A 13,205-nucleotide genomic window follows, 5' to 3' on the forward strand; every position below is an offset into this window, starting at 1 on the left:
TTAGTCAGCTCTTTTTCTTCAACTGATGTAATATGGCGCTAAGCGGTTCGTCTTGCGGGTTGCGGTAAAAATCAAAAAATGGGCAGCCCTGCTTTTTAATTCGATCGATGACCGTATCAATTGTAAACAGAGCGGGTGTTAAAGATGATTGCACCTCATGCCAGTAGAGAGGGGCTGCGACAGTCCCAAGCTCATTTCCTCTCGTCGAATAAGGACAGATAATCGTTTTTCCTTCTGCATGCTGCAAATAATCAAGATACAATTTGCCGTGTCTGTTTTTAATCAAGCGTTCAGTGGTAAATAGCTCGGGAAATGCATTGGTGCAGTACTCTGCGATCAGCTGCGTAAAGTGGCGTGTTTCTTCATACGTAAATGCCTCGGGAGACAAGGGAATATAAAGCTGGATGCCTTTGTTGCCGGACAGCTTCGGGTACGATGTGATGCCAAAGGAATCCAACAGCCGCTTCAGTTCATTTGCGGCCTGCACGGCCATAAGAAAGTTATCTCGCGAAGGCGGGTCTAAATCAATGACAATCTCAGCCGGACGCCTGCTTTTAATGGTTTGAAAAGGAACGTGAAACTCCAAAGCAAGCTGGTTGCAAAGCCATAGCAATGTAGACATATCCTCACAGACAATATGTTCATGGCTCCCATCATAGAAAGATTGAACAAAATCCGGCGCATAGTCCGGCTTGTTTTTTTGGAAAAATGATTCGCTCCTAGATCCATGCGGATAGCGGATGACGGTGACAGCCCGGTTTTTCAGAAATGGGAGCAGATAGTCACTGACTTCAATCATATACTGAATAAAATCTTCTTTTGTTTTTTTATTCTTTTCAAATATGATTTTATCCAGGCTTGTGAACTGGAGCTTTGGGTGAACCGGTTTGGAGTGTCGTATGACTTGCGCATATGTGCATTCGGTCCAGTCCATTTGGAATTCGAAACCGATAAACGATACCTCTCTTAATGTGCCTTGGAGAATTGTTAAGTATTGAACAGCTGCACAAATCGAAGGTTCAAGCGTAAATTCGCCTGAGGGTGTTTGCTGTCCGTGCTGTTCCATAATCTCGCGTATAGCGCTTTTTTCCTCATCGCGCATTCCGTGCGAGACAGAGGCAATCGGTGTCATTATCCCGTTTTTTAACACAGATACCGTCAGAAACCCGTTGTTAGGGTTGAACCCTGTTATGCAAACATAAGCTTGTTTAAAGTTTTTATATTTGAGCCAATCGGACGACCGCTTCTTTTCAAGCCATTTGCTGTTTGTTTTCTTCGCTACAATTCCTTCTCCGTCATATTTTATTACCATCTCCCAGAGTTGATCAAAATGATCATAACAGGGAATGGATTGAATGGTTTCTTTTGCGTAAGGATCTGGAGATGCAGGAAGCTTTGCTGCGGATATGAGTTCACGCAGAGATTTTTTGCGGTCCAAATACGAAAGAAGCGTTACATCTTCTCCGCTTCGCTCTAACAAATCAAAGGCGAGAAAGCAGCACGGCCGCGCGTTTGCCGATTCCTGAATCTTGTCTGGCCTTTTCAAACGCCCCCGCACTTGAAGGTGTTCAAAATCTGCACGACAAGGATTCACCAAACATACGATTTCACCATCAAGTGTCAGCGGAAGCTCTTTTTCCATGTGCTGAAAGGCAGTTTTGGCGAATTGTGTGATTTCAGGGAAGGTGCTGCTGAGCTCCACACCATTTCTGCTGGTTAAGGTCACACCTGAAGAATGGATGCGGAGAATACAGCGGTACCCATCATATTTTACTTCGTAACGCCATTCTGCTCCGATTGGCGGTGACGAAGTTAAGACCGGCTGCATGGTAAACGCCATGGGCTATGACGTGCCGGAGGCTTTTTTTCTAGTTGTTTTTTGTTTTTTATCTCCGGCTCCTTTCGGTTCAGCGGCTTGTGCAGGTGCGGCAGCCGGTGTCTCCCGGTTCGGCCTTCTGGTTCTGTCAATGCTGGCTTGCAGAGCGCTTACCAGGTCAATGACATCTTCACGAGGTGGCGCTTTATCAGGAGTGACGGCCGTTTCTTTATTTTCTAGCTTGTCGTTGACTCTTTGCAGCAGCGCCTGTCGGTACGTGTCTTCATATTTCTTAGGCTCAAACTCAGCAGTCAGTTCATCTATTAAAGTGATAGCGGTTTGCAGTTCCTTATCGTTTACATTCGATTGATCAGGTACACCTGGGACATGAGCGGCGCTTCTGACCTCATCCGGATAATGGATAGACTCCATGACGATACAATTTTCATAAACGCGGAGAATCGCCAGCTGCTGCTTTGACCTGATTGTCATATTGGCGATACCGATCTTTCCGGTTGAGCGCAGCGCCTCACGCAGCAGGGTATAGGCCTTTGTCCCATTATCCCCGGGGCCGACAAAGTAGGAGCGGTTAAAATAAATCGGATCAATTTCCTGAAGCTGAACAAAGTCAACAATCTCAACTGCTTTCTCCTCATGCTCCTGTTTTAAGCTTTTTAAATCTTCGTCTGTCAGCACTACATATTTCCCTTTTACATATTCATATCCCTTCACAATTTCATCAGGACTAAGAGTTTTTTCGCAATTTGTGCAAACTTTCTCGTATTTGATTGGTGCGTGATCCTCTTTATGGAGGCTGCGCAGTTTAATATCTTTATCTTCTGTGGCCGCATATAGCTTGATGGGGATGTTTACTAATCCGAAGCTGATCGATCCCTTCCACATTGTATGCATATCGATAAACCCCTTTTTTTCTTTAGTGTGAAGAGAAGGAGTACGATTCATGTGTAGTAACTTATGGGTGAAAAAAAGCCGGCGCTGTTATTGCGACGGCTGTTCAATAATGAATTGTTCGAATTGTTCCGGAGGTATTGGCCTGCTGAAAAAGAAGCCCTGCAAATGGTCACAGCCTTTTTCATATAGAAGCTGCTTTTGAGCTGCATTTTCCACACCTTCGGCAATCACCTGTAAAGACAGCTGATGCCCCATGGCAATAATAGCTCCGGTAATTTGCTCTGATTTAGGATGGGTCTGAATATCGTCAATAAATGATTTGTCAATCTTCAGCCTGTGAATCGGGAAGTCCTTCAAATAGCTAAGGGAGCTGTGACCAGTACCGAAATCGTCAATACTGATTCTGATTCCTAATTCTGTAAGGGATGACAAAACCTTTTTGGAGTGATCGAGATTGTCCATTGTCATGCTTTCCGTCACCTCCACTTCAAGAAGCTGCGGAGGAAGCTGGTATTTATTAAGCGTATCCTTGATGAGGGGAATCAGATCTTCGGATTGGAACTGTCTGGCGGAAATATTAATGGCGACAGAAAGATCATAGCCTTTGTCGTGCCAAATCCTTGCCTGCTTGCATGCTTCATCTATAATCCACTTTCCGATATCAATAATAAGTCCCGTTTCTTCTGCGACACCGATGAATTCTCCGGGCGGACGCAGTTGCCCGTCTGGTGTCACAAGGCGTATCAGTGCTTCTGCTCCTGTCATTTTTTGTTTTTTTACACTGAATTGCGGCTGATAATGCAAGACAAATCTATCGTTTTCGATTGCTTCTCTGAGTACCATCTCTTGGTTAAGCTTGACGGTTTCTTTGTTGCCAATTGAAAAAGAATAGTATCTGTATTTGCTTTTGTTTCGTTCTTTAGCCGCATACATCGCCATATCAGCCTTTTTCATCAATTCAAGGCCATCAGTCCCGTCTTTTGGAGATATCGCAATCCCGATACTGACAGATGTGACAAGGATGTGATCTTGAATTTTAAAAGGTTTTTTGAATTTTTGGATAATTTTTCTTGCTAAAACATCTGCTTCGCCTGTTCCTGTATTGGCGTCTGTCAATATAATAATAAATTCATCACCGCCAAGACGGGCGATAAATCCGTTATCAGGGACTACAGATGACAGGCGTTTAGCTGCAAACTGAAGCAGTTGATCACCGACATTATGCCCTAATGCATCGTTAATCACTTTAAACCGGTTTAAGTCGAGAAAGAATACAACGGTGTTATAATGCAAGGAATGCTCGCGATGCAGCACCTTTGTTAGATGAGAGATGGCATGCCTTCTGTTAGGTAAGTCTGTAAGCGAATCATAATGAGCCATTCTATGGATTTCTTTTTCTGCTTTGTACTGCTTCGTCATGTCTTTGCAAATGACATAAATGCTGTCTAGTTCCTGATTGACCTCAACAGGTATAAGCGTAATATTTAAGTGAAACTGGCCTTTTTCAGTGATAAGATCGCTATCGCTGTTCATCGCTTGTTTATCTTTTTTAACTTGCTCAAAAAGGCGCTTAATCTTCTGTGATGTGTAATTCCTCCAGTCATGCATGCTGAAGCCAAATTTGCTGATCAATTCTTCACCAGCGTGATTGGAAGATATTATGTCTCCTTCTAATGATAAAATAAAGATTGCATCAATATTGTGGACGATTAAAGACTGAAATCGCTGTTCGTTATCCTTTATGCGTTCGCTCTGTTTAATAAACTTTCGATCTGCATGGGAACTGAATAACAATAACGTTTGGATACAAAAAATAATTAAAGTAACAAAAATTGACCAATGAAACGTTTGCACCTCCATATGGCTTCCGGGCGGAGCCATGTCCTTATGGAAAGTTGCCGCAAGCATCCCTGTGTAGTGCATGCCCGAAATCCCAATGCCCATTACAATTGAACTGACGACTTTATAGAATATAAGATGCTCAGAATGTTTTTTTACGGCCAAGTCAAAGAATATTTTTAACGAGACGAAAGAGGCTGCAATCGCAATGATAATTGAAGCTGTAAATAAAATCGGTTCGTAAATAATCATTACCCGGGAAATGGCAGACATTCCGATATAGTGCATAGAAGCAATAGATGCGCCAAGCACAACTGATCCGGTAAGCAGTCTGTAATATGTAAGAATGTGCCGGCTGACAAAATATAATGACACAAATGATCCCGAAACAGATGCGCCAATGGCTGCCATTAAAGGCATGAATTCATATTCCATCGGCATTTCCATATGGACCGCCATCATCCCTACAAAATGCATTGACCAAATACCGAATCCCATAATAAGTGAGCCGCCGATCAGCCAAATTTTACTTTTTAAGCCTGTATTGATGGTGACTTTCCTTGAAAGTTCAAGGGAAATATACGAGGCGGTACAGGCGATAAGAAAAGATAAACATATGAGCGTCGTATTATATGTAACGTGTATTTCCAAATGGAGATTCCCCCCGTATCGTGTGTTCCAGTCTTGTTGACTCTCTTTATTATCGGCTGCTTAACCGCAGAGTTTCAGCCTTCAAAACGATAGAAATACGAGGGAGATCTATTTTTAGTTCAACTGACCGTGAAAAATGTGTTAAAATCATCTTGACGTTTTCCAAAAAAACAAAAATGTATGATACATAAACATGAAACAAGGGAGTTGGTGGCTATCGAAGAGCTGGTTATGTCATGGATAGAAGCATTTAAAAGCTTATCTTATTTTGGAATATTTCTAGCGCTCAGTATTGAGTTTATCCCGGCCGAAGTCGTCTTGCCGCTTGCGGGCTATTGGGTATCTAAAGGCGATATGACACTTGCCGGCGTTGTTTTGGCAGGATCGCTTGGGGGAGTGGCCGGTCCGCTTACGCTGTATTGGATAGGCCGGTACGGAGGAAGGCCGTTTCTTGAACGTTTTGGGAAGTATCTCTTTATTAAACCTGAAGCGCTTGATAAGTCAGATGAATTTTTCAAAAAACATGGAGGCTTTGTCGCCTTCAGCGGCCGTTTCTTGCCTGGCATCAGGACATTGATTTCCATACCGTGCGGAATTGCAAAAATGAATGTTTGGGTGTTTTCGCTTTATACATTCATTGCTATGCTTCCGATTACATTTGTATATGTTTATCTCGGTGTGAAGCTCGGTGAAAATTGGAAGGAAGTCGGCTCTATTCTTGATCAATATATGCTTCCGATCGGGATAGCCATTTTGGCGCTTTTCCTGCTCTACTTACTGATGAAAAAGAGGAAGAAACGCACGCACTCCGAACAATTATCTGTATTTTTGAAAAATAAACGTTGACAAATCATTGCGCTGCGCATATCATTGACGTATAAAATCATATTTCTTGAAATCCCAAAGGGGAGTAGCGTCCGGAATGTATTCCGGAAACAAAGTCGTCATTTCATGGATTGTATCCATCGGCTTTGTTGGCATGCCTGAATTCATGTCTAGCAAGACCTTTGCCTTATGTCGGCAAAGGTCTTTTTTGCATGGTCCGGCCGGCATAAGATCGGATGAAGAGAAAGAAAACAACTTTTTTGGGAGGGTATCATTTATGGATGCAGCATTATTATTAGAGTATGGTTGGGTTCTTCTCGTCTTGATCGGGCTGGAAGGGATTTTAGCCGCCGATAACGCGCTGGTTATGGCGGTAATGGTAAAACATTTGCCGGAGGAAAAAAGAAAAAAAGCGTTATTTTATGGATTGGCAGGGGCTTTTGTTCTGCGATTTGGCTCTTTATTCGCCATTTCATTTTTGGTCAACGTATGGCAGGTTCAAGCGATTGGCGCGATCTATTTGCTGTATATCTCAGCAAGCCACTTATTGAAAAGATATGTATTTAAGAAAGAAGACACACATAAAGAGACGAAGCAAAGCGGTTTTTGGCCGACTGTTTTAAAAGTTGAACTGGCAGATATCGCGTTTGCTGTTGATTCCATCTTAGCAGCAGTAGCGCTGGCGGTTACACTTCCTGGGACATCACTCCCGAAGATCGGCGGACTTGACGGAGGACAATTTCTCGTCATTTTGGCCGGCGGTATCATCGGACTGGTGATCATGCGGTTTGCGGCTTCCATGTTTGTGAAGTTATTAAAGGAACGTCCAAGCCTAGAAACAGCAGCCTTTGTGATTGTCGGCTGGGTCGGAGTGAAGCTTGCTTTATATACGCTTGCCCATCGCGACATAGCGGTTGTTTCTGAGCACTTTATCCATTCTGGAACATGGAAACTGATATTCTGGGGTGTCTTAGCAGCAATCGCGGTTTGCGGCTGGTTTATGTCAGGTGGGAAAAAACAGCCGGAGGGCGCACAAAACGAACAAAAAAACAGCACCCGTGAACGGGCGTAATCTGAAAGACTCTGCTTAAAAGCAGAGTCTTTTTGTGTTTGAAGCGTTTTCATAAGCGAAATAAAATAACATTTTTATAACATCTTTGTTACAAAAAACACGCATAAAACCCCCTTAATTCTTTAGAAAGGCACGAAATCATGTATAGGACGACAGAATGGTTTGTCATAATTGAGACATTGGAAATCAATATTTCTTTTTCTCCTTTGCGAATCCCTATCAAATTAGCTATCATTAATGAGTAGTTATAGGGAGGAACTGAGGTGAAACCAGTGCTTAGCCTTTTGTTTAAATTGGGAAAAAAGAAGCAAACACTTGAAAAAGCTGTTGAGAGTATACAAAAAGGCAATAAAGATCTGCAAAATGAATTAATACAGCAATATAAGCCATTTATCGCAAAGACGGTTTCATCCGTTTGTAAACGATATATAGATGAAAAAGACGATGAGTTCAGTATTGGACTGATCGCGTTTAATGAAGCTATAGAAAAATATTCACCTGAAAAAGGAAATTCTCTGCTCGCATTTGCTGAGCTTATTATAAAAAGAAAAGTCATTGATTACATTAGAAAAGAAGCCAGAAGCGCACAAAATATAAATATCGATTTACAGGAAGGAGACGATCAGGAGTCATCACAAAGCCTGATTGAAGCCGAGCTTTCCATAGATGAATACCGCCGTCAGATTGAACAGGAGCAGAGGCGGGAGGAAATCCTCTATTTTCAAAAGCAGCTCAAGGATTATGGTTTATCGTTTAAAGAACTGCTTGAAAATTCTCCAAAGCACACGGATGCAAGGCAAAACGCCATAAAGGTGGCAATGACGCTTGTTGAACATGAAGAATTGGCCGCTATCCTGTATACAAAGAAGCAGCTTCCGGTCAAACAGCTTGAACAGCTTGTCTCTGTAAGCCGAAAAACGATTGAGAGAAACAGAAAATATATTATTGCGATGTGTATTATCATTACGGGTGATTATATTTATTTAAAAGATTATCTTAAAGGGGTGCTGCACTCATGAGAAGAGGGATTATAGTAGAGAAAAATAAAAAATTCGTCACGTTGCTGACCCCTGACGGACAATTTTTAAAAGCCAAAAATGATCGACACAGCTATGAAATCGGAGAAGAAATCATGCTTCCGAGTGAAACACGCATGGGCAGAAGGGCCAGCTTTTTTGATTTTTTTAAACTGCGCCCTTTCAAAATGGGGATTTTTACGATGACTGCTATTATGCTCTTTATTTTTATAGTTCTCCCCGTTTTTTCTAATAATAAGGCCTATGCGTATATGACAATCGATATCAATCCAAGCGTCGAAATGGCGTTAAACAGCGATTATGAAGTGATTGAACTGACGCCTCTAAACGATGAGGGACAGAAAGTCGTGAATGATATAGATGATTGGGAGAAGACTGATTTTAAAAAGGTGATTGACGATATTATAACCGACTGCAGTGAACACGGGTATGTAAAGAAATCGAAAGAAATATTGATTTCCACTGTTTATGAAAACACAGAAGACAATACATATAAAAAGGCTGTGAAAAAACAGCTGAATGATGTGACTGAAAAATATAAAACGACATACCGCATGGAATCTCTCGAGTCAGATATGCAAACGAGGGAAAAAGCGAAGAAAGAAGGCGTCTCAACAGGCAGCTACATCAAATCAAATGAAAAGAATGACAATAAAGATTTAAAAGATGACTCCAGCAAACCATCCGGGGAAGAGGATCAAAAGAGTGATGAAAATGAGGATGAAAACAACGATCAAACTGACACCCAGGACAGCAAGCAAGGAGATAATGAACAGCTGAATGATGCGGATTCCGGAGACCAGAAAGAAGATAAAGCGGATGACCAGATTGATGATAGTGACAAAGATAAAAAAATAAAGGAATCAGATGAAAATACAAATACCGAAAAAGATGGGGACCATGAGCAAACCCCAATACAAGATCCTCAAGATAAAGGAAATGAAAATAACGGCGCTGACAAGGGTCAAAGCCAATATCACAGGGACTGGAACAATGGTGAACAAGGCAAGAACCGTTCTTCGTCCAGAAGGGATAACGCTTCAGACCGACGTAATCCAAACGGCTACAGCAGTGATAATAATTCAGCTCAAAATGAAGATTCGCCGAGTGCCCCCGGCGAATAAAGACCTGAATTTATTTAGTTGTGCCATTTAATTGTGATTGTGCTTGCTGTACCAGCCGCTTTGTCATTTCTCCGCCTACAGAGCCGTTAGCGCGTGCGACTGTATCAGAACCAAGGTTCACACCGAATTCTTGAGCCACTTCGAGTTTAAATTGGTCTAGTGCCTGCTCCACCCCTGGAACAACGAGTTTATTTCTGCTCGCCATCTTTTTCATCTCCTTTTTCGATAAAGAAATTCTTAACGCGTATTTAGTTTGAAATATACGGGGTTTATTTATGCTGGCAATTGTTGTGGAGAAAAATAAAACCCCGGCCTCTGAGCCGGGGTGACGCAGACTATAGAATGTCTGCTGTCATTTTATGTGCGGTTGCCTGAATATGGAACGTCAAAATGGAGAGAACTGTAATGGCGATAATTTGTCTGATTTTAAGCCATTGGCCGTCATTCAGTTCTTCAAAACGGTGACGGAGACGCTCTGTCTCCTGTTCGGCGATCTCCTGCAGATTGGATTCTTTCATAGAAGGAGTATCTTGGTGATGGATGGCATCAAGCACATATGCGCAGCTTTCATAATAAGCAATCGGGCTGATGACATCATCAGATCTGTCTGAGATTGTGTTAAAGGCCACTTTTAAAATAGCCCGTATGTGTTCAAAGTCATAAATGGATTTTAAATCACGTACAATTAAAAGAATAACTGCCTGTTCAACTGAGTATTTTTTGCCCAGCTCAGGGTGTCCGATCAGATCTTTGATATCACGCTTTACCCAGTTTTGAATCGCGGTTGACTTTAACGAAGTCAGCTCGCATAAGTTGCCAAGCTCTACGATTTCATTTGTAGAAAGACCGTATTCTTTTTTCTGTTTTTTTCGTTCGTATCTTGTAAGAAATTCAGGAATTTCTAGATGATTGGCTGCTTTTTCTGCTGACATGTTCGCTGATTGGACGAGAATGTCGAGCGGGCTATGTTCTCCTTGTCCTTTTAGGGAATAGAGCAGCCGCACCATATCGGTTCGAGAGAGTTTAAAAATGTTCATTGTTCACCTCTTTAAACAATTTGACGCGGATATAGGTCTATGTATATATTCAAAGTTCAAGCGTCAGCAAATTACATTAACATCATACGTCGAATTCCTTGCATTTTCAAATGGATGTTTTATAATTTAAATATACGGGTTCTTTTGAACTTAAAATAACGGAGGTTGTTATGGCGAAAAGAATTTTTCTGTTTATTCTAACGAATATTTTGGTGCTTACAACAATCGGGATCGTTTTGTCTGTTTTAAGCTCTGTTACAGGAGTCGGGACGTATTTTACAGCTGATGGCGGTATCGATCCAATGGCGCTTCTTGTGTTCAGTTTAGTCGTTGGATTTGTCGGTTCCTTTACGTCTCTTGCGATGTCCAGATGGATGGCAAAGACGATGATGGGCGTCAGAGTGCTGAATCCGAAAAAACACTCGCTCAGCTATGAGGAACAGCAATTGGTTGATCGTGTTCACAGATTAAGCCGCTCTGCCGGTTTAACGAAAATGCCGGAAGTCGGGATTTACCGTTCACCTGAAGTAAACGCGTTTGCGACTGGACCGTCAAAACGCCGTTCACTTGTCGCAGTATCGTCAGGGCTGCTGGAGCAGATGGATGACGCAGCGGTTGAAGGTGTGCTTGCCCACGAGGTCGCGCATATCACAAATGGTGATATGGTAACAATGACGCTTTTACAAGGTATCGTTAATACCTTTGTCGTCTTTTTATCGCGTATCGCCGCTTGGATAGCAAGCCGTTTTGTCAAAGAAGATCTAGCGCCGATCGTTCATTTTATTGCAATGATTATTTTTCAGATTGTCTTTTCGATACTTGGCAGCCTGGTTGTGTTTGCGTATTCACGCCATCGTGAATTCCATGCTGACAGGGGAGGAGCGGATCTTGCCGGCAAGGACAAGATGATTCATGCGCTGCGGACGCTTAAAAGCTATTCTTCCCGGATTATGGAAGACGATCAGACAGCTGTCCAAACGTTAAAGATTAATGGCAAGAAGCGCTCTTCGCTTTTCTCTACTCACCCTGATTTAGATGAGCGAATCAGACGGCTGGAAGCTAAATAATACAAACACATTGTTCCTCTGAGAGAATTCTCAGAGGTTTTTTATTTTATCCATTGACTAAAATCATAAAAAAATAAGCAAGTTAAGAAAATGTTTCGTAAAAGCCTTTAAAAATGGACCTAATATCTTTAGAATAATTACCGTACTTAAAAAGAGAGGCAGAAGGATTTTACATGAGATTAAAGTTTGGAAAATTGATACAGGCCTTGTCACCGGCCCAGCTGATCGCATTATATTATTTTCTTGCAGTTACTGTGGCCGTTATATTGCTGAGTTTGCCAGCGGCCCATAAACCGGGGGCGGATTGGACGTTTATTGATGCGCTTTTTACAGCTGTCAGTTCAGTCAGTGTAACGGGACTGACAGTTGTTGATACAGCTGATACATTCAGCACAATAGGGATTTTTATATTAGCATTTGTTTTGCAATTTGGCGGAATCGGAATTATGACGCTCGGAACGTTCATTTGGCTGATCATGGGAAAACGAATCGGGCTGAAAGAACGGAAGCTGATTATGGTTGATCAAAACCAATCCCAGTTTTCAGGAATTGTCAATCTGATGAAGCAGGTACTGTTTCTGATCTTGTGGATTGAATTTTTTGGCGGGCTGATACTCGGCACATATTTCTTAACCTACTATGACTCCTATCAGGAAGCCTATTTACACGGATTTTTTGCCAGTATCAGTGCAACGACAAACGGCGGATTTGATATTACCGGTAATTCGATGATTCCATTTCGCCACGATTACTTTGTGCAGTTTATTACAATGCTTTTAATTATATTTGGAGCGATTGGATTTCCCGTGCTTGTTGAAGTAAAGGATTTCCTGTTTTCAAAGCATCGGCGTTATCCATTTACGCTTTTTACAAAGATCACGACGATTACGTTCGGCTCACTTGTCTTGTTTGGAGCCATTGGCATCTTTGCCCTGGAAGCAAACCATGCGTTCGCAGGAAAATCATGGCATGATGTTTTGTTTTTGTCCCTGTTTCAATCAACGGCAACCCGAAGCGGGGGGCTGGCAACAATCGATATCAGCCAATTATCAGATTCCACACTCTTTTTTATTTGTGCGCTGATGTTTATTGGAGCGTCGCCAAGCTCAGTCGGGGGAGGCATACGGACAACGACTTTTGCTTTGAACCTTCTTGCGCTGTTTCATTTTGCCCGCGGCAATAAGGCCGTAAAGGTATTCAAACGGGAGCTTCACCCTGCTGACTTGATGAAGTCGCTTGTTGTCACGATGATGGCGATCCTGCTCGTTTTTGGCGCGACACTCATGCTGACCATTACAGAAAAGCATTCCCTGCTGGAGCTTTTGTTTGAAGTGTGCTCGGCATTCGGTACAACCGGCCTGTCGCTTGGAATTACGGCAGATTTGAGCAGTGTTGGAAAATGCGTCATTATGATTGTCATGTTTATCGGGCGAATCGGCATTCTAACCTTCCTGTATCTGATCGGAAGAAAGGAAATTGAAGCGAACTATCACTATCCGAAAGAAAGAGTGATTATCGGATAGGCAAAACACCGCATACTTTGCGGTGTTTTTTGATTGCCAAAAAAAAGATGTGTGCCTCCTGTTCAGTTGGAGAACCTAACTTCGACAGGTGCAATTTACGCTCCTGCATCTTAAAATGTCTGAAAACTGGCGAGGAGGATTCGTATGAAGCGTAAAGCTGAAGTGAATGAAGCCATTAAAAATAACAATACACCTACCGAGAGCATGGACCCCAATTCATATAAGACACAATATCATGACGACCCCAATTTTAGAGGGGCAAACCGCAATTCCAAACAGGGCCAGCAGGGAGGCATGTAGTT

General features: G+C 42.3%; 12 protein-coding genes and 1 riboswitch. Of the genes, 7 read left to right on the top strand and 5 right to left on the bottom strand.

The genetic code is table 11. From position 1 onward, the window contains the following. Positions 1 to 4: 4 nt before the first annotated feature. The 3 genes from M1D65_RS07235 to M1D65_RS07245 all read right to left on the bottom strand — a co-directional run bounded on the left by M1D65_RS07235 (position 5) and on the right by M1D65_RS07245 (position 5,218). Entirely contained in the window at positions 5 to 1,840 is a 1,836-nt protein-coding gene (locus M1D65_RS07235) for a DNA ligase D (RefSeq protein WP_032725584.1), read from the bottom strand. A 3-nt stretch (positions 1,841 to 1,843) separates the two neighbouring features. Continuing rightward, on the bottom strand, positions 1,844 to 2,728 hold the full coding sequence (ku, locus tag M1D65_RS07240) for a non-homologous end joining protein Ku (protein WP_015715774.1): 885 nt from the start codon (positions 2,726 to 2,728) through the stop codon (positions 1,844 to 1,846). An 87-nt stretch (positions 2,729 to 2,815) separates the two neighbouring features. Further along, positions 2,816 to 5,218 carry an EAL domain-containing protein gene (locus M1D65_RS07245; protein WP_456270825.1) on the bottom strand — a complete coding sequence of 801 codons (2,403 nt, stop codon included), beginning with the start codon at positions 5,216 to 5,218 and terminating at the stop codon, positions 2,816 to 2,818. Between the two features lie 180 nt (positions 5,219 to 5,398). Here M1D65_RS07245 and M1D65_RS07250 point away from each other — a divergent pair, with 180 nt between their 5' ends. The 4 genes from M1D65_RS07250 to rsgI all read left to right on the top strand — a co-directional run bounded on the left by M1D65_RS07250 (position 5,399) and on the right by rsgI (position 9,276). Next, positions 5,399 to 6,064: a DedA family protein gene (locus M1D65_RS07250; RefSeq protein ID WP_026113618.1), complete on the top strand. Its 666-nt coding sequence runs from the start codon at positions 5,399 to 5,401 to the stop codon at positions 6,062 to 6,064. Between the two features lie 47 nt (positions 6,065 to 6,111). Further along, positions 6,112 to 6,215: riboswitch (yybP-ykoY riboswitch) on the top strand. Between the two features lie 105 nt (positions 6,216 to 6,320). Then, positions 6,321 to 7,115 (top strand): TerC family protein, encoded by a 795-nt coding sequence (locus M1D65_RS07255; RefSeq protein ID WP_003245669.1) that lies wholly within the window; start codon positions 6,321 to 6,323, stop codon positions 7,113 to 7,115. 263 nt (positions 7,116 to 7,378) lie between these two features. Then, the gene (gene sigI, locus M1D65_RS07260) at positions 7,379 to 8,134 is read left to right on the top strand and encodes an RNA polymerase sigma factor SigI (protein WP_003245855.1); all 756 of its coding nucleotides are present in this window, start codon (positions 7,379 to 7,381) and stop codon (positions 8,132 to 8,134) included. Then, positions 8,131 to 9,276, top strand: a complete 1,146-nt coding sequence (gene rsgI / locus M1D65_RS07265) for an anti-sigma-I factor RsgI (RefSeq protein ID WP_032725586.1) — start codon at positions 8,131 to 8,133, stop codon at positions 9,274 to 9,276. The genes sigI and rsgI overlap by 4 nt, the downstream gene beginning before the upstream one ends. 10 nt (positions 9,277 to 9,286) lie before the next feature. Here rsgI and sspD read toward each other — a convergent pair whose 3' ends face one another. Beyond that, positions 9,287 to 9,481, bottom strand: a complete 195-nt coding sequence (gene sspD, locus M1D65_RS07270; RefSeq protein WP_003218568.1) for an acid-soluble spore protein SspD — start codon at positions 9,479 to 9,481, stop codon at positions 9,287 to 9,289. 130 nt (positions 9,482 to 9,611) lie between these two features. After that, the gene (htpK, locus tag M1D65_RS07275) at positions 9,612 to 10,313 is read right to left on the bottom strand and encodes a transcriptional regulator HtpK (RefSeq protein ID WP_021479421.1); all 702 of its coding nucleotides are present in this window, start codon (positions 10,311 to 10,313) and stop codon (positions 9,612 to 9,614) included. A 170-nt stretch (positions 10,314 to 10,483) separates the two neighbouring features. On the opposite strand from htpK, the gene htpX reads away from it, so the two are divergent. The 3 genes from htpX to M1D65_RS07290 all read left to right on the top strand — a co-directional run bounded on the left by htpX (position 10,484) and on the right by M1D65_RS07290 (position 13,203). Continuing rightward, positions 10,484 to 11,380 (top strand): protease HtpX, encoded by an 897-nt coding sequence (gene htpX, locus M1D65_RS07280; RefSeq protein WP_003232513.1) that lies wholly within the window; start codon positions 10,484 to 10,486, stop codon positions 11,378 to 11,380. Positions 11,381 to 11,553: 173 nt separating this feature from the next. Next, entirely contained in the window at positions 11,554 to 12,903 is a 1,350-nt protein-coding gene (gene ktrD / locus M1D65_RS07285; RefSeq protein WP_064671315.1) for a Ktr system potassium transporter KtrD, read from the top strand. Between the two features lie 144 nt (positions 12,904 to 13,047). Next, positions 13,048 to 13,203: a hypothetical protein gene (locus M1D65_RS07290; RefSeq protein ID WP_003232510.1), complete on the top strand. Its 156-nt coding sequence runs from the start codon at positions 13,048 to 13,050 to the stop codon at positions 13,201 to 13,203. Positions 13,204 to 13,205 lie beyond the last annotated feature (2 nt).

The organism is Bacillus sp. JZ39, assembly GCF_053903145.1.